The organism is Paenibacillus pini JCM 16418 (assembly GCF_000576305.1).
GTDB classification, from domain to species: domain Bacteria; phylum Bacillota; class Bacilli; order Paenibacillales; family Paenibacillaceae; genus Paenibacillus_AQ; species Paenibacillus_AQ pini.
Genome location: NZ_BAVZ01000002.1, coordinates 480826 through 502309 on the forward strand (window position 1 = coordinate 480826; position 21484 = coordinate 502309).

Below are 21484 nucleotides of genomic sequence, written 5' to 3' on the forward strand. Positions count from 1 at the left end.
TTAACCTTTAAATAGCTTATCTTTCTTCTTATATTATAGTCTATGTGGACACTGTAAACCAAGCGGAGGGCTATTTGGGATCTCTGCGCGTCGATTTACGGTATTGAAGTACCATAATGGCGAGGAAAAGAATATATGTGGTAATGATAATGCCAGAGAGTAGCGGGCGACGGGTAAGATTGCCACCAAGGAAGGCATACAGAAAAATGCCTGGGATTTTACCAAGTCCTGACGCAAGTGTGAATGTCCAGAACGGGACAGATGCTACGCCTGCAAATACGTTGACCGCCATTTGGGGCACAATGGGCATCAGTCGCCCAGCGGCTACGCTCGTAAATGGATGAGCTTCGATCCATGTGGTAAACGTATCTAGTGAGTTTATTTTAGATAAATAACGACGCCCTTGTTCTCTGAATACATAGCGAACCAGCGCGTAAATTACTGCGGCTGCGATCATCGTTCCTAGCCATGAGATCACGGCTGCCCAGAAGGTGCCGTAAGCAAACCCGAGTGCAGCTATAACCAGCTTGTACGGAATAATAGGGAATAGTGCAAGCAGCGCTGAAAGCATGAGCAATACACTAAAGGAATCATGCTGCTGCATGAACTCCAGAATGGGATCACGGTAAATAAAAGCTAGTAACATAATTAAAATGTATAAAAGAATGAGGAGCCACTTTTTCATGGAATATCCTTTCTGGAATGGAGTTATTTCATCATATCAAATTTGTTACAGAATAATGATAGTAATTTCCAGAATCCTCTGATATAATGAGCGTATAACGAATTGAATAGTTCCCAAAGGGGAGTAGCTTATATACAAATAAAGTCGTCATTACGGGATAACATCCCCGGCTTTATTGGCAACGATTATGTTGTTTAGCGAGACCTTTGCCTAATTACTTTTATTAGGTGAAGGTCTTTTTTGATGGAATACATTCAAAAAGCGCCATTACCTAATAACGGTAATGGCGCTTTTTTCTATGCGGAGAACTAGTCAGGGAGTTTAAACCTAGAAAGGTGGAGATGAAGAATGGAAATGTTAACAATGGCCTTTTGGGCTGCACTGCTGTCAATTGTCGTGATTGACTTGGTACTGGCTGGAGACAATGCAATTGTCATCGGGCTCGCTGCACGTAATGTAAAGAAGGAGGACCAGAAAAAGGTTATTATCTGGGGAACTGTAGGAGCCGTTGTTATTCGAGTGGTTGCTACGTTATTAGTCGTACAATTACTTATGATTCCGGGACTTCGGTTAGTCGGAGGGCTCGCACTCATCTGGATTGCGTATAAGCTACTTATTGATGAGAAGCAGCATGAAATTTCAGCGGGAAATCAGATTTGGGCAGCTATTCGCACGATTATCATTGCGGATGCGATGATGGGTCTCGACAATGTGCTCGCTGTGGCAGGCGCAGCTGAAGGAGATATGTTACTGGTCATTATAGGATTGGCTATTTCCGTACCGATTATGGTCTGGGGAAGCACGGTTATTTTGAAACTCACGGACCGTTTTCCAGTCATTATTACGCTGGGATCGGCAGTTCTGGCATGGACAGCATCTAAAATGTTGGTAGAAGAGCCAATGATTCATGAATGGCTTTCGCATCCGGCTTTGAAATACGGATTTGAGCTGCTTGTGGTTGCGGCAGTTGTGATGATAGGTCTAAGAACCAAGAAGAAGAAGGCACAAGCAGCCAAGAGTCGGGTTATCGAGGCGTAATTGTATTCATGGGACGTTTAAAGTATTTGTTGTTTAGAGGTTAAACTCGGTATAATGGGTCTTTGTAGGGATTAATCCTAGGGAATAAAGGTGGATGAGTTCATGAACGACAACATCCGTAAGCTGCGAGTTGCCATGATTGGTATGGGCGACATTGCTCGTAAAGTGTATTTACCGCTGCTGGCACAGCATAAATATGCAGAAGTGGTAGGTATCATGAGCCGCTCGCAGGCGACGGTGGACGAAGTGGTGCAAACATACCGTTTTCCACAGGGAACGACGGATTTAGAGACACTATTGTCATGGAATGTGGATGCCGTATTTGTTCATAGTCCCACCGAAACTCATTACGATACGGTTATGAAATGTTTACAGAGCGGTCTGAATGTGTACGTGGATAAACCGCTTTCTGGAAATTTGAATGAATCGAAAGAAATGGCTGCTTATGCTGCTTCTAAAGGATTACTGCTTGCGGTAGGATTCAATCGCCGCTTCGCTCCAATGTATATGCAGGCTAAGCAGTGGATGGAGGATGCTGGGGGATTTGATCAATGCTCCGCCGTTAAACATCGTACCCGTCTTCAAGCTTCAAGTAGCAATGACACGATTATGGATGATCTGATCCATGTGCTGGATTTATTGCTATGGTTATCGAGTGGAGATTATCAGTTGCTTGAACATCAATTGACGGAAAATGAGCAGGGTCAGATGCTCCACACGTCGGGGATACTAGGTTTAAGTGACAACCGGATGGGGAGCTATAGTATGATTAGACGTGCCGGTTCTGATTTGGAAAGAGTAGAGTTACATGGAAATGGACATTCAGCAGAAATTACAAACCTGGAACATGCAATATTCCATGCTAAAGGACAATCCGCTCAGACTCAAACGTTTGGTAGTTGGGACACGATTCTGAAGCGGCGCGGGTTTAGTGGGGCAGTGGATCATTTTCTGGACTGCATCGGCAGCCCACAGCAATGCTCCATTCGTGCTGATCTCGTATTGGACAGCCATATATTAGCGGACGAATTAATAAGAAGGGGAAGTGCGAACAATGGATGAAGATCATAAATCACTAGAAGATGGGATTGTTGAGAGCTACCGACAAGATGAGGATATGATGATCCTTGTATTTGCTCAGTGGTGTGTTAATCAAGGACTAGATCCAGCAGAATTGTACCGTGAGGCCTATCCTCAACAACAGAACAATGAAAGACTAGAGCGGGTACTGGAACTCACTGTCCCTATAGAAGAAGCGGGACCTATTCCTGACGAGACTGTGTTAGGTGTACTATCGATGTTTGGCAATGATGATTTGGCTTTTATCGTGTCCGATGCCATTGCACGGAGACCGAAAACGCATAATGATTATGAATTGATTAGCTATTATACCTAACTATATTGAAGAACATAAATGCACCCTCTGCCATGAGATTGGACAACCTTAGGTTGATTCTGAAAATATGGCAGAGGGTGCATTTTTATTGTTAGATCTGCTCACGGTTATCCATCCTAAATTTCCTAGGTGATGTACCATAGCGTGACCTAAATACACGGTGAAAATACGTATAGTTAGCAAAACCCGATGTTTCTGCTATCGTTTCAAGGGACATAGGGCTAAATATAATGCGTTCTTTTGCCATATCTAACCTGACATCTAACGTATACTGCATAATGCTTGTACCAAAGGTTTCCTTGAACAGATGAACAGCACGGGAAACGCTAATGCCGGCATGAGCGGCAACGTCTTCGAGTTTAAAAGATAATGAAGCGTTTTCTTCAATATAATGCTTCATTTTATATGCCATATACGTTCTAGGTGTCGTTGCCGGATGCTCATGAAGCAATCGATCGGTTTCCAGACATAATATGCGCATGTAATATTCAAGTATTTCAGGATAAGGGTTAGCTATTTTGCGCTGTTCAAGCACGATTTGCCGGAACAGCCCTAATATGGTCTCATTTAGAGGTACTTTAATTCTCGTAGGGCGGTTCAGCTTGGACCACCACTCATCAATCCACTCCCCCCCGAAGAAAATGTGATAATCACCGCTTTCCACGGAAAGTTCTCCCTGTGGGTTAATTTCTTCGTTAATCATTAATTCATAAGGTTGATCTGGTGAATAAATAAGCAGGTCACCGGGTTCGATCAGAACCATTTTATCGCCAATGCGTGCGCGGCAGCGACCATCCGTTTGTAGACGTAATAAGTAGTTTTTAACTCCGTCCATCTCGACCATATAAAAAGGTTTATTGTGAAATGAGTATCCGGCTACTAGGATGTGAACTGAATCTTGGGTGGGCATATGACGACTCCTTCTAATAAAAAAATAAATATTAACCAGATTGTTCATGTTTTAATCATATTATTCATTTTAATATAAATGAATTCAGAATAACATGGTACTAGATTGTTAAGTCCATCTTAAAACATCCTAAGGAGTGTTCACCTCGTGGAAAAGATGAAAGCCGGTATTATCGGCTGTGGTAACATTAGTGCGATCTATTTAGAAAATTTAGCTAAGAGTTCAGAGGTCGAAATCGTTGCTTGTGCCGATATAAGACTAGATAGGGCGAAAGAGCGTGCGGCAGAGTTCGGTATTGCAAGCGCATACACGCCTGAACAATTACTTGCAGATGAACAAATTGAGCTTGTTATTAATTTGACGGTACCAAGCAGCCATGCTGCTGTTGATATAGCGGCTCTTGAAGCCGGCAAACATGTATATGCTGAGAAGCCTTTAGCTACATCGCTACTGGATGCTAAACGGGTGCAGGAGCTAGCAGGCCTTAAAGAACTGCGAATAGGTAGTGCTCCAGATACCTTTCTTGGATCAGGAATTCAAACTGCCAAAGCAGCCATTGATGCTGGACTAATCGGTCAACCGATCGCGGGTACAGCTTTTATGATGGGAGAAGGACCTGAGGGTTGGCATCCCGATCCTGAGTTTTTCTACACGCCTGGTGGTGGGCCGATGCTGGATATGGGGCCATATTACTTGACAGCATTAGTGGAACTACTAGGTCCAGTACGCCGTATCAGCGCATCCACAGGAGCGCAAATGCCTTCCCGAACGATCGGAAGCGGACCGAAAAGTGGTACACAGATTCCAGTTCAGACTCCGACTCACTTGGCGGGAACGATTGATTTTGCCAAAGGTGCAATTGTAACGATGATTACTAGCTTTGATATTAAGGGTGGAGCTAATCTGCCATGGATCGAAATCTATGGAACAGCGGGTACGCTTAGCTTACCCGATCCTAATTTCTTTAATGGTGATGTTCAATTACGCCGCAGTGGTTCTGAGCAGTGGGAAGTACTGACACCCATGTTTGAATGTTCACAAAATGAACGTGGACTGGGCGTAAACGATATGGTGGAATCCATTCGGGCCCACAAACTGCACCGGGCCAATGGTCAGCTTGCTTATCATGTACTAGAAGCGATGTATGCCTTTGAAAAGTCTTCACTTGCTGGTAGCCATATTGAGCTAGAGAGCCGAGCCGATATGAATATGAGTAATGGAAAATAAATCTTAATAACCTTAACGAAATAGGAGTGATCCGTGATGTTAAAAGTAGGTTTGCAGTTGTACACAGTTCGTGAAGAGATGGAAGCAGATTTTGAAGGTACCCTGAAGAGAGTAGCTGAACTTGGTTATCAGGGAGTGGAGTTTCATACCTTCTTCGGACGCTCCAGTGAAGAGGTGCAAAAGCTACTAACCGAAAACGGTTTAGTCGCGTTAGGTACTCATATCAGCTACGATCGTATGTTAACCACATTAGATGAGGAAATTGTATATAACCGTGAAATTGGCAACAAGAATTTGATTATTCCTTATTTGGGTGAGGAACAACGGAATTGGTCCGAGGTATTTAACAATTTGAAGCAAATCGGTGCGAAATGCCGCGAGCAAGGTGCAGTATTACTCTATCATAACCATGAATTTGAACTCACAGAGTCTTATGGAGAGCACGCGGTATTTGATGCGATGTATGCAGAGGTTCCAGCAGATCAGCTTCAAGTCGAAATGGATACATGCTGGGTATACTATGGCGGATATGATCCCGTAGCCTATATAGCTAAATACGCGGGTCGTTTGCCGATCATCCATTTGAAGGATATGAAAACCTTACCAGATGGTACAGCTAAGACGGTTGAGCTTGGCAAAGGTGAAGTTAAGCTTGAAGCGATTTCGAACGCAGCAAACGAAGCTGGAGTAGAGTGGATCGTCGTGGAACAGGATTATTGCGAGAATCCACCACTTGAAAGTATCGCTACGAGTATGGAATGGATTAAAAATTATGCGAAAAACGGGGGATCTGTTCATGTCTAATTCAACTCAAACATTAAAAATTGCCATTATCGGCTGTGGAGGTATTGCTGAAGGTAAGCATATGCCTAGCCTAGCCAAACAGAAACAGGCTGAGATGGTAGCTTTCTGCGATATCATACAAGAACGTGCTGAAAAGGCAGCAGCAAAATTCGGAAATGAAGGTGCTAAAGTATATACCGATTTCCGCGAATTGTTACAAGATGAAAGCATCGATGTGGTCCATGTGTGTACTCCAAATGACTCACATTCCTTCATTACAATCGCAGCATTGGAATCTGGGAAGCATGTAATGTGTGAGAAACCTATGGCTAAAACAGCGGCAGAAGCTAAGGAAATGGTTGAAGCAGCAAAACGTACTGGTAAGAAGCTAACTATTGGATATCAGAACCGCTTCCGCGATGACAGCCAGTATCTCAAACAATTATGCGAAAATGGAGAGTTGGGTGACATATACCTCGGGAAGGCATTAGCCATACGCCGCCGTGCAGTACCAACATGGGGTGTTTTCTTAGACGAGGAGAAGCAAGGTGGAGGACCGCTAATAGATATTGGCACACATGCTCTTGATTTAACACTTTGGCTAATGGATAATTACAAACCGAAGAGTGTTATGGGTTCAACCTTCCACAAGCTTGGACATAAAGAAAATGCGGCCAATGCCTTCGGTCCATGGGATCCGAAACAATTTAAAGTAGAAGATTCTGCTTTTGGTTTTATTACTATGGAGAACGGAGCTACCATTGTACTAGAATCTAGCTGGGCGCTGAATGTGGTAGAAACGGGAGAAGCTAAGACGATTCTCGCGGGAACAGAAGGCGGAGCAGACATGAAAGACGGATTGCGGATTAACGGTGAGAAAATGAGTCGTCTGTACGAAACAAACATTGATCTTGGAGCAGGCGGGGTTGCATTCTATGACGGTGAAACAGAAACGGATGCAGATCGTGAGCAGCGTTTGTGGCTACAAGCGGTTATTGAAGATACAGCACCTGTAGTTAAACCGGAGCAGGCATTTGTCGTAACTCAAATCTTAGAGGCTATTTACGAATCAGCCAAAACAGGTAAAGCAGTATATTTTGAATAAATTTTAGTCTTAGGAGGATTCATTATGAAACTTGGTGTATTTATGGTGCTATTTGGAGGCCGCAAACTAGAAGATGCGCTGGATTATGTCGCTTCCAAAGGTCTAAAAGCTGTTGAAATCGGTGCAGGTGGAAATCCGGGTAAGGCTCACTGCGATCCAGCAGAGCTTCTGAGTAACCCTACTGCGATTAAAGAATTTAAAAAAGCTGTTGAATCTCGTGGTCTGACGATTAGCGCATTAAGCGTTCATGGTAATCCACTTCATCCGCAGAAGCATATCGCTAAATCAGAGCATGATGATTTCGTAAATGCGGTTAAATTAGCTGAGCAACTGGAAGTATCTGTTGTGAACACTTTCTCCGGTTGTCCAGGAGACCATGAGGATGCGAAATATCCGAACTGGCCTGTAGCTCCATGGCCAAATGATTTTCAAGAAATTCTAACATGGCAGTGGGAGAATAAAGTTATCCCTTACTGGACTGAGCAAGCCAAGTTTGCTAAAGATCATCATGTGAAAATCGGACTCGAACTACATGGTGGATTCTCTGTTCATACACCTGCTACGCTACTACGTCTACGTGAAGCTGCTGGCGAAACAATCGGCGCCAATCTTGATCCAAGTCACATGTGGTGGCAAGGAATTGATCCGGTGCAAGCTATTCACATTTTGGGACGCGCTGGAGCGATTCATCATTTCCATGCTAAAGATACAGTTATTGATCCAATCAATGTGAATAAATACGGTTTAACAGATATGCAGCCATATACGAATATGCTGGATCGGGCTTGGCAGTTCCGCAGTGTAGGTTACGGCCATGACCTTAAAACATGGGCAGATATTATTAGTGCACTACGTCTTGTAGGCTATGATTATGTAGTTAGCATCGAGCATGAAGATGGTCTAATGTCTGTGGAAGAGGGATTCTCTAAAGCCGTTAATAATTTGCAACAAGTATTAATTGAAGAGCCGCTGGGAGATATGTGGTGGGTTTAGAACCTTTAAGCTGGGGGATATTAAATGATTAATGTAACGATATGGAATGAATTTGAACATGAAAAGACAGACGATGAAGTTAAAGCGATTTACCCAAACGGTATTCATGTTGCTTTAGCTGAAGGGATGAACGGTCATGGATTTGCGATTTCAACAGCAACGCTGGATCAGGATGAGCATGGCCTCACGGAAGAAGTACTGAAATCAACCGATGTGCTCTTGTGGTGGGGACATCAGGCTCATGACCGTGTAAATGATGAAATTGTGGCTCGAGTAGTAAAACGAGTTCACGAGGGCATGGGACTCATTGTTCTTCACTCAGGTCATTTCTCCAAACCGTTCAAAGCACTAATGGGTACTAGCTGTGATTTGAAGTGGAGAGAAGCTGGGGAACAGGAAATCATTTGGAACGTCAATCCGTCGCATCCCATTGCTGAAGGCGTTGACAGTAAGTTGATTCTGGAGCATGAGGAAATGTATGGAGAATTTTTCGATATTCCTACACCAGATGAACTTGTATTTATTAGTAATTTTGAGGGCGGGGAAGTGTTCCGTAGTGGTTGTACCTTTAGACGTGGACAAGGGAAGATCTTTTACTTCCGTCCAGGTCATGAGACGTACCCAACCTACTATAATCCGGAGATTCTAAAAGTCATTACGAATGCAGTGAAGTGGGCTTATCCAACAAGTTCACCTGCACCGGTGTATGGTAATAGTCAGCCTATTCGAGAGCTTAAAATACCCGTAGTATAACGCCGTCCTAATCTTTTGACTTATAATGTAACGATACTACAATCAAGTATAAATGATCTAACAGCAAAGAGCGGCTGAATTCAGTCGCTCTTTGCTGTATACTAACAAGAAATGTTTTCATTTCATTAAATATATGTTAAAATGAAATATACTAACTAAACGTAAGCTTTAATGCATGCACTAAAATGACTCTGTAAAGAGGTGAAGATCATGAAGAGTCAGGAAACAACACATACTCAGACATATATGTGTCCACGTTTTGAAACTGCGTTTTCATTTCTCGGCAAACGTTGGAATGGATTGATTATTCAAACGTTAATGAGCGGTCCAAAGCGGTTTAAGGATATTTCCCATCTCATTCCTTCCATGAGTGATAAAATGCTATCTGAACGTATGAAAGACTTGGAAACCGGGGGAATCCTGGTTCGTCATGTTTACCCTGAAACTCCTGTTCGTATTGAATATGAACTAACAGATAAAGGTAAGGCTCTGCGCCCTGTTATGGAGCAAGTACAAAATTGGGCAGAGGAATGGGTATGACTTACGCGAATATTATAGACAATAGATGAACGACCTTCCTTGGAGACAGGGAGGTTTTTTTTGTATCGCTAAGCTGTGGACTTGCACCTCGTGACCCTTTCTGTAGTATAATTGGAAATAAACTGTATTTTGGTGTAGAAGGAGGCGGATGATGGTACGGAAAATGGTCCTTTCCCAACAGATTAGTTATGGAAAAGAGGAATTTCTTGAACTTGAAAGCGCTTCTGTGAAAGTGAAGCAAATTTATGACAAGGCGTTCAAGATGCTGCACCGCTATTTACCAGAATCAGTATGGAAATTTTGGATTGGTGTGCCACCGTCGCAGATAAAGAAGAATTCTGAGGATGGCGACATTCAAGAAGGGACCATTTTTCAAAAATGGATTCAAGGCCCTTCAGGATGGAAATGCATAGGTTGCGAGATGCATCACGTGGAGAACATTATACCAGAAACAGACGAGACTCCTTATAAACATGAATATATTTTTCATAATGGCCGGCTGCAAAGTATGCTCTTGCAGGTTATTATTTGGTCACAGTTTGAGGAGATTACAATGTTCAGACCGTTTTTGGGCGATGTTCCATTTTATACAGATGAAGAGATGAAGATTATATCTTCTTATTTCGTACCCACCTATGTTAGTGAAACCCCGTTGAAACAATTAGGCAAACCATATAAGAAACATGCTATGAAATTTCCTGTATATCAGGAATTCATATCTGCACCACCACTTGTGATGCATTCCGATGGCGAAGTGCAAGAAGGTACTTGGATGACTGGCGTATATGTAGACCAGACGAATTTTCTTAGGTTAGGACCTTATTTAAAGAATATAGATGGGCGCCGGACGTTTATGGAGGCGTTTATTGATTAAGTAATGATGAAAATCATGACCAAAACGTGTATATTTGAAGTTAATTTTACATGAAGGAGAGTGTATGGCTGTCGATAGTCTATATGAATCTATGTTAAAATAGAGTTCTCAGAATGTTGGGGAGCTCTCTTTGTGTTGAGAGAAAATGGTATGATGTTGATGAATTAAGGACGGTGTTACATGAGGAATAGATTCAAATTTTGTACAATATTGATGATTATAAGTTTGATCCTTCTGGCAGGCTGCAATAAAAATCAGGAAGTGCGTATTTATTCTAGCGATATTAACTCCAGTATTTCCCTCACAGAGAAGGAAGATTTCTTCTCCATAGATGTTATTAATGATTTAGAGAAATATTTACGCCAGGGAGTTTCCATAAATGAAGGTCTGAGGAATAGTGGTATCGTGGATTTTGATGAAGCGGGTAACATTGAAACTATAAATCATGTTTCTTTGGCAACACCATTTACATGGCGTCTCGAAATCAATGGCAAGAAGATGGAGGCCTCAAATTTCAATACGGTGTTAAAAACGAATGATGAAATTGCAATCTCCATCCAATCTACAGAACAGAAGAAAGATGATAAATCGCTTAAATTTATTATTTTAAAATTGAATGGAGACAGCATTAACCGCGAGCTTAATCATTCCTATGTCATACCGTTTGTGCCTGAACAAAGCGTAAGGGATATCGTTAAATATAACGATCTGGTGGAACTAACCGCAAACAACAAATTTATTGATACAGTACGAGGCTACAGTCCCAAAGCCATAGAGAAATGGGTTATTAAAGTTAACGGCAAAGAGTTAATAGAAAATGGTCTTGATATGAAGCTTACTCCTCAGGATGAAGTTGAGATCCTGCTAGAACGAATTTAGCAATCATACATAAGCCGTTGTAAATTAGATATCTGAAACCACATGGAAAGTTTAGGTGTTGCACAAGTGATTATTATGAACGAGAAAATTAAAGCCAATGAAGTTGAACTCACCGGATTAAATGGAGAAAATCTCGGTACGATGAAGACAAGCGAAGCGCTTGCAATGGCAAAGAGACTGAAGGTTGATCTTGTATGTACTTCGCTGTTAAGCAGTCCACCCCCATGCAAGCTAATGAGTGCAGGTAACGCTAAGCAGGAGAAGCAGCAGGCTAAGTCTTCTGAACGTAAGCAGGAGAAACCAACCAAGGTGAAGGAAGTCCGTCTGACTCCACATATTGAAGATCATGATTATTATACGAAGCAACAGCAGGCCCTACGGATGTTGAACTCGGGAAATGCTGTTCAGCTTGTTGTGAAAATCAAGGGTAAGGAAGGTATTGCGGCTAAAGGACTATTAGAGAGACTATTAAAGGATCTAAGTGAAGCGGGTCGACCAGCCTCAGGCATACAGGTTAGCGGTAAGCAAGCCGCAGTTCAAATCAACCCTTTAACGTAAGTGGATGCCGATATTAGAAGATCAGGAAGGAATATATACGTGAACATAATGATGAGAATGAAACGAAAATATATATGGGGCGCTAGTGTCTTCTTAATTTTTATGATAGTCATGCTCATTCCTCTTCCTTATTATCTGTACCAGCCTGGTGATGTGAATCCATTATCTCCTATTGTCAGCGTTGAAGGTGGTCATAAGTCGGAAAAAGGGAATTTCTACTTAACGACGGTAGCTAGCATCAAGGTGTCACATTTATATTATCTTCTCTATGCGCTTTCGCCAGACACGGAGATACGTAAAGAGAAAAGTGTCAAAGGTGACTTAACTCAGAAAGAATATAACTTTATGCTAAACCATATGATGACTAAATCTCAGCAGAATGCCATTGTTAGTGGGCTGCGAGGTGCTGGAGAAAAGGTGCCCGTTCAGAATAAAGGAGTATTTATCACGAATATCCTCCCCATCTCCCAGGCCAAGGGTAAGTTATCGATTGGAGATATTATTACGGAGGTAGATGGACATAAGATGGAGAAATCCACAGATGTTATTGCCTATTTAAGCAGCAAAAAGGCGGGAGAGTCCGTTCGCTTGACTTATGAGCATGAAGGCAAAATTCATAAGGATACATTTCAATTAGTTGTGATTAATAAAAGTGGACAGGTAGGTCTAGGTATTAATCCAGAAGATGAATATATCATCAAACCCTCGCGGAACGTTAATATGGATACGAAAGATATCGGAGGTCCCTCTGCTGGCTCATGTTTTCTTTGGAAATTCTCAATCAGATTGTTCCAGGAGATTTAACAAAAGGGTATGAAATTGCGGGCACGGGTACAATTGACCAGAATGGCAATGTCGGACAGATTGGCGGTATCCGCGATAAAATTATTGCAGCTCATCATGGTAAAATTGATATTTTCTTCTGTCCAGCAGATATCAATCCTGGTGATATGAATACAAAAGATATACTGGATGAGGCTAAGAAGAAGGGGTATAACATTCGCATTATTCCGGTAAAAACAATGCAAGAGGCTCTTGATTTCCTCAAGGCTCTGCCTTCTAAAGCAGCCTAACAAAAGAATCCCAACGTTTCGCTTGATGCGGATCGCTGGGATTCTTCTTTATCGAATAGGATAGATAGCTAATTACCGTCCGCTGAACGCTCTCCATCCATCATAATCATGAATAGCGACTCCAGCAAAAGCGTCCTGAGCTTTGGCTAGACCACTAAGAAGGTTGAGTTGTTCATTCATGTATTTAGCGCCTTCTTCATAAAACGTAATGAAGTTGCCCTCATTGCTGGACTTTGTCTCCACGGCAGCGAACGCAGGCTTACCTAGGAAGCGAGCTTCCTCTAATTCCCGTTCAGCAACGCTGTAGATTGCAGCAGCAGTATCCCGATAAGACATGATCGTAATGGAGTCATATGCAGTGATCATAAAACGACTTAACGTAATGTTATCATTGGTTGCTTTATAATTGCTCAGCCAAAAAGGAATATCTGCTGCGATCGGCATGTTTAAGCGTTTAGCCTCTTGAGTCAGATATATCACGCTCTTTTGCCATTGTTCGATGACTGAATTTAGATTGGTTTTCCATTGTGGTAGTAGGTGGGGCTCAATGTCCATGTGAAGCCCATGAAACTGTTCTGAAGCTAAGGAATGAGACTGATAATCTTCAACCCAATTTATGAACTTCGTAATTTGATTACGTTCAGAGGTAAGCGCCCAAGAGGGTGCCCCATTCAGGGCATCCACTGTAATCCCTTTTGTTGCTGCAAGGCGAATAAAAGCTTTGTAATAGGAGACGGGGATATCAATGTTTATTTGCAGATATATTTGATTCACACCATTTGCGGAAGTGAAGGAAACAATATCGTTAGCTTGAGTTTTAATTTGTTCTGTATTCCATAACCATGTAGCTTTGGGGAAACCTTTGGCATGAGCCATATGTAGGGGGTATAATCCTGATCCCATGACTAGAAGACTGCATAAAACGAATAAGACGATGCGGGAAATCATTTTTGTTAACATAAATTGAACACTCCTTCTATTACATACGGCCTATTTTCAACATATACAGCAGTCTTTTGGCCTCTTTCAATTCTTTAGTGAGAAACCTCATATCCTTATCAACATGTTTCTTGTACAAATAAATATTTAATGGTTGGGTATAATTACGCATGTTGAGTAAGTCTAAAGAATCGCTTATATACATATATACGGATGAATGGATTGCATATTACATAGGACTAAAGTATTAAAAATAGGATGTTTGACGTGTTGTTGTGAATTGTTAGGTAAAATTGTCTTGTAAACCTATATTCCTAGGAACTAAATATTTCAAATTTTAGAGGTGTTCCAGATAGAGAAGGAGGTAGTGGTCCTATATTCAAGGGATTTAGCATAAGAAAAAGCCCAAACGTCTGGGAGACATTCGGGCTTTTTAAGTATTGTAGAGGAATTCTAATCTATTAAATTCGGCATATTTCTTTAGAGCAATGCTCACAGTGACAAATATCTTGTAACATCGAGAGGTCTTTGATGACGATCATACCATTTTCATATTCAATCGCGTCTTTTTTGCGTAAATCGCTCAGCATACGGTTAACGCTCTCTCTTGTGGCTCCAATCATATTGGATAAGTCTGTGTGTGTTACTTTTTTATTAATAAGAATATGTTCTTCATGCTTCTCACCGTAGCTGTTACTGAGGCGGATCAGAGTGGAGCATAGAGCACCAGGCTTGCCATACATCATTAAATCACGGAACTTCGTTTGGGTAAGACGGTGATGAATTCCCATCCATTTCATAAAATCAATCGCAAATTCACCATGTTGGCAGATTAAAGTTTCGATATCCTTTTGTTCAATAACGCCAACTTCACTATCTTCAATAACTTCGGCTGTAAAACTATGTTTGCTGCTGAAGAATGGATCGGCCTGACCTACCACATCTCCCGCTTGATACATATACAGGATGAGTTCCTTACCTTCGTCAGTGGATTTTGTCAGTTTAATGCGTCCGCGTATAACATAAAACAATTTGTCTGAGCAATCACCTTCCCAGAATAAATGGGAGCCTTCTGGAACAATGCGTTCTTTCATTATACCTTTTAGTCGATTGAGGTTGGATTCGGAAAAGCAGCTTGTATTCCCTTGGGCTTCGATAACATTCTGGTTATTCATAATCGTTATCCCCTTTGTATCTTTAATTTTCAGTAAATTTTAAACTAATTATAACGCTAAAAATGTGATTTGAGTGGAAATAAAAGAGAGAAGAAGTGTCTAATTTTCAACATTGTGATAAATTTCACTAAAAGGGACTTGTGATCATTTCATTTCATAACTTGATGCTTCAGATTAGGTGAGATTCATCAAAAAAAGTTTAGTTTATAAACGTTTTAGTGACATTTATCATAGACAAAAGAAGTGTGAATATAGGTGAAAATATTTTTGAAAACGATTCATAAAAATGATTAAACTTTGTGAAAGTTTTCACTTTTAATGTTCATAATGATGTGTTATGATCGAAATGTAGATAGAGATAAAACCATAATTTCCCTGAGAGGATGAGAGACATGGCTGTTAAGAATGAGGTAGTGAGCGATATGAAACAGCAAAGTGCCGAAGAATACATCCAGACTTTAATCAACAAGGCGAATCAAGCACAAGAGAAGTTTATGAGTATGAACCAGGAGCAAATCGATGACATTGTTCAAGCGATGGCCCTTGGAGGACTCAACAAACATATGCAGCTAGCGAAGATGGCTGTTGAAGAAACAGGGCGGGGAATATACGAAGATAAAATCACTAAGAATATGTTTGCAACCGAGTATATTTACCACAGTATTAAATACGAGAAAACAGTAGGCGTAATTGAGGATAATCCTTATGAAAGCTTTCAGAAAATTGCTGAGCCTGTTGGGATCATCATGGGTATTACACCTGTAACGAACCCAACATCAACGACGATGTTTAAAGCACTTATTGCGATTAAAACGCGTAATCCTATTATTTTTGGCTTCCATCCATCTGCTCAGGAATGTAGTAGAGAAGCTGCTAAGACATTGCTTGAAGCAGCTGTGAAGCATGGAGCACCTGCTGACTGTATTCAATGGATTGAGCTACCTACGATGGAGAAAACGAACGCTCTGATGAATCACCCCGATGTTGCACTTATCCTAGCGACAGGCGGATCAGGTATGGTTAGAGCAGCATATAGCTGCGGTAAGCCAGCACTTGGTGTTGGGCCAGGTAATGTACCTTGTTTCATCGAAAAGACTGCAGATATCGATCAAGCGGTAACTGATCTGATATTATCGAAATCGTTTGATAATGGTATGATTTGTGCTTCTGAACAAGCAGTTATTATAGAAGAGCCAATTTATGATCAAGTGAAGAAGAAAATGATTGCGAATGGCTGCTATTTCGTTAATAAAGATGAAGCAGCAAAATTGACCGCAGGTGCGATTAACACGGAAAAATGCGCAGTTAATCCTTCTATTGTTGGACAATCAGCAATGCAAATTGCAGAGTTATGTGGTATTCATGTTCCTGCGGGCACCAAAATATTAGTGGCTGAAATTGAAGGAGTAGGATTCAAATATCCGTTATCTGCGGAAAAATTAAGCCCAGTGCTTGCATGTTATAAAGCAAAAACTGCAGATGCTGGAATTGAGCGTGCCGCAGAAGTTGTTGCTTTTGGCGGTATGGGTCATTCATCGGTTATCCATTCACATGATGAAGCTGTCATCAACAAGTTTGCCAACCGTCTGCAAACGGGACGTATTATAGTGAACTCACCTTCGACTCACGGAGCTATTGGTGATATTTATAATACGAACTTGCCTTCGCTTACACTTGGGTGTGGATCGTATGGCCGGAATTCAACATCTTCGAATGTAACAGCAGTAAATTTGATCAATGTGAAAAGGGTGGCACGCCGTACGGTGAACATGCAGTGGTTCAAAATTCCTGACAAAATTTATTTTGAAAAGGGATCTACTCAGTACCTTGCCAAAATGCCGGATATTAGCCGTGTAGCGATTATTACGGATCCGATGATGGTTAAACTCGGTTATGTGGCACGTGTAGAACATTATTTGCGTCAGCGTCAGACACCTGTTGTGATCGAAGTGTTCTCGGAAGTCGAACCCGATCCTTCTACGGCAACGGTAGACAGAGGTACGGAAATGATGAACAGGTTCCAGCCTGACTGCATTATTGCCCTTGGTGGTGGATCACCGATGGATGCAGCTAAGGCAATGTGGTTGTTCTACGAATATCCAGATACAGATTTCGAAAATCTGAAACAGAAATTTATGGATATCCGTAAACGGATCTATAAATACCCACGTTTGGGTCAGAAAGCACAGTTTGTTGCTATTCCAACTACATCAGGCACAGGATCGGAAGTTACTTCTTTTGCCGTTATTACAGATAAGAATCAAGGGAACACGAAGTATCCACTAGCAGACTATGAATTGACACCAGATGTAGCCATTATTGATCCTGAATATGTATATACTTTACCTAAAACCGCAGTAGCAGATACAGGTATGGATGTATTGACGCATGCGATTGAGGCTTATGTATCGGTTATGGCCAGTGATTATACCGATGGGCTTGCGATTAAAGCGATCCAGCTTGTATTCCAGTACCTTGAGAAGTCTGCTCTCACTGCAGATCCATTGGCACGTGAGAAAATGCATAACGCATCGACGCTAGCGGGCATGGCTTTTGCAAATGCGTTCTTAGGTATTAACCACAGCTTGGCCCATAAATGGGGAGGTCAATACCATACAGCGCACGGTCGTACCAATGCTATTCTAATGCCACACGTTATTCGTTACAATGCGAAGAAGCCTACCAAATTTGCTTCGTTCCCTAAATATACGCACTTCATCGCGGATGAACGTTATGCAGAGATTGCTCGAATTCTCGGATTACCAGCACGCACAACAGAAGAGGGCGTAACAAGCCTAATAAATGCAATTCGCGATTTAAATCGTATTCTGGGCATCGAGGAGTCGTTCCAAGAGCTAGGCTTTGATCCAAAAGATTTTGAATCACGTGTTGATTATTTGGCGGATCGTGCATTTGAAGATCAGTGTACAACTGCTAATCCGAAGTTACCTTTAGTCACAGAGCTTGCTGATGTATATAGAAACGCATTTTATGGACGTTTCTAGAGTATTTAAGCTAACCAAGTAATTCGGAAAGTGAGTGACAAATATCACCATTGACGTGATATTTGTCACAGTCATTTTCTGAAAATTCATGTAAACTGAGTGTGTAATCAACAATTAGGGTAATTCATAGCAAGAGAATAGTTGCGAAGAAGTGGGCAATAATCGACCACAAAATGTGAATTTAGTCACAAACAATTATAAAAAGAATTATAAAAAGAATTATAAGTTATATTAGCTTGACTCATATCCTCTTTGTTGATCGGAATTTACGGAGTCATGGGATTACCTTCAAGCTCATGATATCCTATTTTAAATATAAAGATGGAGGGATTTAGATGTCGGTAATAGAAAAAGACGTACAAGACGTGCAATCAGGCTGGAGAAGCTTTAAAAAGGGTAAGTGGTCTAAGGCTGTCAATGTCAATGATTTTATCGAAAAAAACATCAGTCCTTATCACGGTAATGAAGCATTTTTGGCTGGGCCAACAAGCAACACAAATGAATTATGGGCTATTGTATCCAATTTAACGAAACAAGAACGTGATCATGGCGGCGTACTGGATGTGGATGTGAATACACCATCAACGATTGTATCGCATCAGCCAGGATATTTGGATCAAGATAAAGAACAAATCGTAGGTGTTCAAACGGATGCGCCCTTCAAACGTTCAATTCAGCCTTATGGCGGCATTCGGATGATGATTGATGCATGTGAGGCTTACGGATTTAAGCTTCCCGAAGAACTCGTGCAAATATTTACAGACATTCGTAAAACGCATAACCAAGGTGTATTCGACGCCTATACTTCAGATATGAGAGCAGCACGGAAAGCAGGTATCATCACTGGTTTGCCTGATGCATATGGTCGCGGACGGATCATAGGGGACTATCGGCGTGTTGCGTTGTATGGAATAGATTTTCTGATTCAAGAAAAGAAACAAGAGCTAGATGATCTTGAGGTAGATGTAATTGATGAAGATGTTATTCGTCTTCGTGAAGAGCTATCTGAGCAAATTCGTGCTTTAGGTGAACTTAGAAAAATGGCTGCGATGCATGGTTTTGATATCTCTAAACCAGCTCACACCGCTAAGGAAGCCTTTCAATGGCTTTATTTCGGATACCTTGCTGCTATTAAAGAACAGAATGGTGCGGCTATGTCGCTGGGTCGAGTATCTTCCTTCTTAGATATTTACTTGCAACGAGACTTAAGTGAGGGGACCATTACTGAAGAACAAGCTCAAGAACTTGTAGACCACTTTGTCATGAAACTTCGTATCGTTAAATTTCTACGCACACCTGACTATAATGAATTATTTAGTGGAGATCCAACTTGGGTAACTGAATCTATCGGTGGTATGTCCACGAACGGACAAACAAGAGTAACCAAGAACAGCTTCCGTTTCTTGCATACACTTTATAACCTAGGACCAGCACCAGAGCCAAATCTAACTGTATTATGGTCTGATCAACTACCTGAGGGATTCAAAAAGTATTGTGCCAAAGTTTCGATAGAAACCAGTTCGATTCAATACGAGAGCGACGATTTAATGCGTCCAATCTATGGGGATGACTATGGTATTGCTTGCTGTGTATCTGCTATGAAGATTGGTAAACAAATGCAATTCTTCGGTGCGCGTGCGAACTTGGCTAAATGTATGCTCTACGCCATTAATGGCGGTATTGATGAGAAATCTGGAGCTCAGGTTGGACCAGAGTATCCAGCCATCACTTCGGATGTCTTGGATTATGATGAAGTGATGAAACGCTTCAAGCCGATGATGCAGTGGTTAGCGAAGCTATATATGAACACACTGAATGTTATTCATTATATGCACGATAAGTATTCGTACGAGCGGATTGAAATGGCACTTCATGACCGTGATATTTTGCGGACGATGGCTTGTGGTATTGCCGGACTGTCTGTTGCGGCAGACTCTCTAAGTGCAATCAAGTATGCCAAAGTTAAACCGATCCGTAATGAAAAAGGCATCGCTGTCGATTTTGAAATTGAAGGGGAGTTCCCTTGTTACGGTAATAATGATGACCGTGTCGATAATATTGCCGTTGAGCTTGTAGAAACGTTCATGACCATGATCCGTAAAAATAAAGCTTATCGTAATGCACTCCCTACTCAATCCGTCCTAACGATAACTTCTAATGTTGTATACGGTAAGAAAACCGGCACAACTCCAGATGGACGTAAAGCTGGTGAGCCATTCGCACCGGGCGCGAACCCTATGCATGGCCGTGATAAGAAGGGTGCTCTTGCATCACTTAGTTCAGTAGCTAAATTGCCCTATGAGGATAGTCTAGATGGAATCTCAAACACCTTCTCCATTGTTCCTAAAGCTCTGGGTAAGGAAGAGGAAGTCCGTAAATCAAATCTCGTTGCCATGCTAGATGGATACTTCGGTGGTGGTGCACATCACCTAAACGTCAATGTATTTGATCGCGAGCAACTGATAGATGCTATGGATCATCCTGAGAATTATCCACAACTTACGATCCGTGTCTCTGGATATGCAGTTAACTTTGTTAAACTGACTCGTGAACAACAGTTAGACGTAATTAATCGTACGTTCCATGGCTCGATGTAACAGCACTTGTCATATCGATATATATCCAACTAGACTAGCGGATGCGGAAAGGATGACTTCCTATGATTAAAGGCCATATCCATTCTTTGGAGACCTTTGGAACGGTAGACGGACCAGGCATCCGCTTTGTCCTTTTCATGCAAGGATGCTTGTTGAAGTGCCAGTACTGTCATAATCCAGATACTTGGTCAATGAATGAGGGCAAAGAAATGACAGTTGAGGATGTCCTAGCTGAAATAGAACCTTATCTGAACTACTATCGTTCTTCGGGGGGCGGTTTAACCGTTTCGGGCGGTGAACCTACGCTTCAGTCTCATTTTGTAGCTGAATTGTTTCAAGAAGTGAAGAAACGTTGGAATTTGCATACGACGCTTGATAGTAACGGTTTTAACGAGGCGGAGAGAATACATCAATTATTAGAAGTAACGGATCTTGTTCTTCTAGACATTAAGCATATTGATGATGACAAGCATATTAAGTTAACCGGTAAATCGAATGATCGCACATTACGTACGGCACAGTGGTTATCGGAGAATGGCCGTAAAATGTGGATTCGTCATGTATACGTTCCAGGTATTCATGATCAGGAAGAAGATTTGATCAACCTAGGTAGATTTATGGGTACACTAAATGGTGTCGAAAAGTTTGAAATTCTTCCTTATCATCAGATGGGTATTTATAAGTGGGAAGCTCTGGGGAAAGAATATCCTCTTCAGGGTGTACCCTCTCCATCAGACGAGGAAGTAAAGCGTGCTTACCGTTTAATAGAAGAAGGACGAAGACAGACAACTTCTTTATAGTAAAAAAGTAATATAAGCGCGATAAATGTAGCCCCTTTCCACGGAAAGGGGTGTTTTTATCATTATAGAAGATTTTATCCCTATCATTAGCAGAATATCGTCCTTACAAAGTAGGACATTCTTACTATAATGAAGAGGTAATAAACAATAGTTT

Annotated in this window: 21 protein-coding genes; 17 read left to right on the plus strand and 4 right to left on the minus strand. The window is 41.5% G+C overall.

Going from position 1 to position 21484, the window contains the following annotated elements; all coding sequences use genetic code 11:
* Positions 1 to 70: 70 nt before the first annotated feature.
* Positions 71 to 685: a TVP38/TMEM64 family protein gene (locus JCM16418_RS05540; RefSeq protein WP_036646858.1), complete on the minus strand. Its 615-nt coding sequence runs from the start codon at positions 683 to 685 to the stop codon at positions 71 to 73.
* Between the two features lie 348 nt (positions 686 to 1033).
* Between JCM16418_RS05540 and JCM16418_RS05545 the strand changes: the two genes are divergently transcribed.
* From JCM16418_RS05545 to yxiS, 3 genes are all read left to right on the plus strand, one after another.
* Positions 1034 to 1723, plus strand: coding sequence for a TerC family protein (locus JCM16418_RS05545; RefSeq protein ID WP_036646859.1), 690 nt, complete (start codon positions 1034 to 1036; stop codon positions 1721 to 1723).
* A 102-nt stretch (positions 1724 to 1825) separates the two neighbouring features.
* Complete coding sequence (locus JCM16418_RS05550; protein ID WP_036646860.1) at positions 1826 to 2785, plus strand: Gfo/Idh/MocA family protein; 960 nt, start codon at positions 1826 to 1828, stop codon at positions 2783 to 2785.
* Positions 2778 to 3119 carry a protein YxiS gene (gene yxiS, locus JCM16418_RS05555; RefSeq protein WP_052020062.1) on the plus strand — a complete coding sequence of 114 codons (342 nt, stop codon included), beginning with the start codon at positions 2778 to 2780 and terminating at the stop codon, positions 3117 to 3119. The genes JCM16418_RS05550 and yxiS overlap by 8 nt, the downstream gene beginning before the upstream one ends.
* Before the next feature lie 91 nt (positions 3120 to 3210).
* On the opposite strand, the gene JCM16418_RS05560 is transcribed toward yxiS, so the two are convergent.
* Positions 3211 to 4029 carry an AraC family transcriptional regulator gene (locus JCM16418_RS05560; protein WP_036646861.1) on the minus strand — a complete coding sequence of 273 codons (819 nt, stop codon included), beginning with the start codon at positions 4027 to 4029 and terminating at the stop codon, positions 3211 to 3213.
* Positions 4030 to 4176: 147 nt separating this feature from the next.
* Here JCM16418_RS05560 and JCM16418_RS05565 point away from each other — a divergent pair, with 147 nt between their 5' ends.
* The 11 genes from JCM16418_RS05565 (at position 4177) to JCM16418_RS23565 (ending at position 12814) form a co-directional block, all read left to right on the plus strand.
* Positions 4177 to 5256, plus strand: coding sequence for a Gfo/Idh/MocA family protein (locus tag JCM16418_RS05565; RefSeq protein WP_036646862.1), 1080 nt, complete (start codon positions 4177 to 4179; stop codon positions 5254 to 5256).
* Positions 5257 to 5292: 36 nt separating this feature from the next.
* Positions 5293 to 6060 (plus strand): sugar phosphate isomerase/epimerase family protein, encoded by a 768-nt coding sequence (locus tag JCM16418_RS05570; RefSeq protein ID WP_036646863.1) that lies wholly within the window; start codon positions 5293 to 5295, stop codon positions 6058 to 6060.
* Entirely contained in the window at positions 6053 to 7144 is a 1092-nt protein-coding gene (locus JCM16418_RS05575; RefSeq protein ID WP_036646864.1) for a Gfo/Idh/MocA family protein, read from the plus strand. Before JCM16418_RS05570 ends, JCM16418_RS05575 begins: the two co-directional genes overlap by 8 nt.
* Before the next feature lie 24 nt (positions 7145 to 7168).
* A complete protein-coding gene (locus JCM16418_RS05580) occupies positions 7169 to 8137 on the plus strand; it encodes a sugar phosphate isomerase/epimerase family protein (protein ID WP_036646865.1) in 969 nt (322 codons plus the stop codon).
* Between the two features lie 24 nt (positions 8138 to 8161).
* Complete coding sequence (locus JCM16418_RS05585) at positions 8162 to 8890, plus strand: ThuA domain-containing protein (protein ID WP_036646866.1); 729 nt, start codon at positions 8162 to 8164, stop codon at positions 8888 to 8890.
* A gap of 210 nt (positions 8891 to 9100) precedes the next feature.
* The gene (locus tag JCM16418_RS05590; RefSeq protein WP_052020063.1) at positions 9101 to 9430 is read left to right on the plus strand and encodes a winged helix-turn-helix transcriptional regulator; all 330 of its coding nucleotides are present in this window, start codon (positions 9101 to 9103) and stop codon (positions 9428 to 9430) included.
* A gap of 148 nt (positions 9431 to 9578) precedes the next feature.
* The gene (locus tag JCM16418_RS05595; RefSeq protein ID WP_148298741.1) at positions 9579 to 10304 is read left to right on the plus strand and encodes a hypothetical protein; all 726 of its coding nucleotides are present in this window, start codon (positions 9579 to 9581) and stop codon (positions 10302 to 10304) included.
* A 213-nt stretch (positions 10305 to 10517) separates the two neighbouring features.
* On the plus strand, positions 10518 to 11183 hold the full coding sequence (locus JCM16418_RS05600) for a hypothetical protein (protein ID WP_036646868.1): 666 nt from the start codon (positions 10518 to 10520) through the stop codon (positions 11181 to 11183).
* Positions 11184 to 11225: 42 nt separating this feature from the next.
* Positions 11226 to 11741 carry a translation initiation factor IF-3 gene (infC, locus tag JCM16418_RS05605; RefSeq protein ID WP_172679202.1) on the plus strand — a complete coding sequence of 172 codons (516 nt, stop codon included), beginning with the start codon at positions 11226 to 11228 and terminating at the stop codon, positions 11739 to 11741.
* Between the two features lie 48 nt (positions 11742 to 11789).
* Positions 11790 to 12545: a PDZ domain-containing protein gene (locus JCM16418_RS05610; RefSeq protein WP_148298742.1), complete on the plus strand. Its 756-nt coding sequence runs from the start codon at positions 11790 to 11792 to the stop codon at positions 12543 to 12545.
* Positions 12509 to 12814 (plus strand): S16 family serine protease, encoded by a 306-nt coding sequence (locus JCM16418_RS23565; protein ID WP_158442408.1) that lies wholly within the window; start codon positions 12509 to 12511, stop codon positions 12812 to 12814. Before JCM16418_RS05610 ends, JCM16418_RS23565 begins: the two co-directional genes overlap by 37 nt.
* A 72-nt stretch (positions 12815 to 12886) precedes the next feature.
* Here JCM16418_RS23565 and JCM16418_RS05615 read toward each other — a convergent pair whose 3' ends face one another.
* Both JCM16418_RS05615 and JCM16418_RS05620 read right to left on the minus strand, forming a co-directional pair.
* The gene (locus JCM16418_RS05615; protein WP_052020066.1) at positions 12887 to 13774 is read right to left on the minus strand and encodes a hypothetical protein; all 888 of its coding nucleotides are present in this window, start codon (positions 13772 to 13774) and stop codon (positions 12887 to 12889) included.
* A 440-nt stretch (positions 13775 to 14214) separates the two neighbouring features.
* Entirely contained in the window at positions 14215 to 14928 is a 714-nt protein-coding gene (locus JCM16418_RS05620) for a Crp/Fnr family transcriptional regulator (protein ID WP_172679203.1), read from the minus strand.
* 392 nt (positions 14929 to 15320) lie between these two features.
* Between JCM16418_RS05620 and adhE the strand changes: the two genes are divergently transcribed.
* The 3 genes from adhE (at position 15321) to pflA (ending at position 21330) form a co-directional block, all read left to right on the plus strand.
* Complete coding sequence (gene adhE / locus JCM16418_RS05625; RefSeq protein ID WP_036646870.1) at positions 15321 to 17933, plus strand: bifunctional acetaldehyde-CoA/alcohol dehydrogenase; 2613 nt, start codon at positions 15321 to 15323, stop codon at positions 17931 to 17933.
* A gap of 335 nt (positions 17934 to 18268) precedes the next feature.
* The gene (pflB, locus tag JCM16418_RS05630; RefSeq protein ID WP_036646871.1) at positions 18269 to 20530 is read left to right on the plus strand and encodes a formate C-acetyltransferase; all 2262 of its coding nucleotides are present in this window, start codon (positions 18269 to 18271) and stop codon (positions 20528 to 20530) included.
* A 62-nt stretch (positions 20531 to 20592) separates the two neighbouring features.
* A complete protein-coding gene (gene pflA / locus JCM16418_RS05635) occupies positions 20593 to 21330 on the plus strand; it encodes a pyruvate formate-lyase-activating protein (protein ID WP_036646872.1) in 738 nt (245 codons plus the stop codon).
* The last annotated feature ends 154 nt before the right edge of the window (positions 21331 to 21484 follow it).

Excerpts from the sequence above, each read along its gene's own strand:
- JCM16418_RS05540 (WP_036646858.1), bottom strand. The coding sequence starts at position 685 with ATGAAAAAGTGGCTCCTCATTCTTTTATACATTTTAATTATGTTACTA.
- JCM16418_RS05545 (WP_036646859.1), top strand. The coding sequence starts at position 1,034 with ATGGAAATGTTAACAATGGCCTTTTGGGCTGCACTGCTGTCAATTGTC.
- JCM16418_RS05550 (WP_036646860.1), top strand. The coding sequence starts at position 1,826 with ATGAACGACAACATCCGTAAGCTGCGAGTTGCCATGATTGGTATGGGC.
- yxiS (WP_052020062.1), top strand. The coding sequence starts at position 2,778 with ATGGATGAAGATCATAAATCACTAGAAGATGGGATTGTTGAGAGCTAC.
- JCM16418_RS05560 (WP_036646861.1), bottom strand. The coding sequence starts at position 4,029 with ATGCCCACCCAAGATTCAGTTCACATCCTAGTAGCCGGATACTCATTT.
- JCM16418_RS05570 (WP_036646863.1), top strand. The coding sequence starts at position 5,293 with ATGTTAAAAGTAGGTTTGCAGTTGTACACAGTTCGTGAAGAGATGGAA.
- JCM16418_RS05575 (WP_036646864.1), top strand. The coding sequence starts at position 6,053 with ATGTCTAATTCAACTCAAACATTAAAAATTGCCATTATCGGCTGTGGA.
- JCM16418_RS05580 (WP_036646865.1), top strand. The coding sequence starts at position 7,169 with ATGAAACTTGGTGTATTTATGGTGCTATTTGGAGGCCGCAAACTAGAA.
- JCM16418_RS05585 (WP_036646866.1), top strand. The coding sequence starts at position 8,162 with ATGATTAATGTAACGATATGGAATGAATTTGAACATGAAAAGACAGAC.
- JCM16418_RS05590 (WP_052020063.1), top strand. The coding sequence starts at position 9,101 with ATGAAGAGTCAGGAAACAACACATACTCAGACATATATGTGTCCACGT.
- JCM16418_RS05595 (WP_148298741.1), top strand. The coding sequence starts at position 9,579 with ATGATGGTACGGAAAATGGTCCTTTCCCAACAGATTAGTTATGGAAAA.
- JCM16418_RS05600 (WP_036646868.1), top strand. The coding sequence starts at position 10,518 with ATGATTATAAGTTTGATCCTTCTGGCAGGCTGCAATAAAAATCAGGAA.
- infC (WP_172679202.1), top strand. The coding sequence starts at position 11,226 with ATGGAAAGTTTAGGTGTTGCACAAGTGATTATTATGAACGAGAAAATT.
- JCM16418_RS05610 (WP_148298742.1), top strand. The coding sequence starts at position 11,790 with ATGATGAGAATGAAACGAAAATATATATGGGGCGCTAGTGTCTTCTTA.
- JCM16418_RS05615 (WP_052020066.1), bottom strand. The coding sequence starts at position 13,774 with ATGTTAACAAAAATGATTTCCCGCATCGTCTTATTCGTTTTATGCAGT.
- JCM16418_RS05620 (WP_172679203.1), bottom strand. The coding sequence starts at position 14,928 with ATGAATAACCAGAATGTTATCGAAGCCCAAGGGAATACAAGCTGCTTT.
- adhE (WP_036646870.1), top strand. The coding sequence starts at position 15,321 with ATGGCTGTTAAGAATGAGGTAGTGAGCGATATGAAACAGCAAAGTGCC.
- pflB (WP_036646871.1), top strand. The coding sequence starts at position 18,269 with ATGTCGGTAATAGAAAAAGACGTACAAGACGTGCAATCAGGCTGGAGA.
- pflA (WP_036646872.1), top strand. The coding sequence starts at position 20,593 with ATGATTAAAGGCCATATCCATTCTTTGGAGACCTTTGGAACGGTAGAC.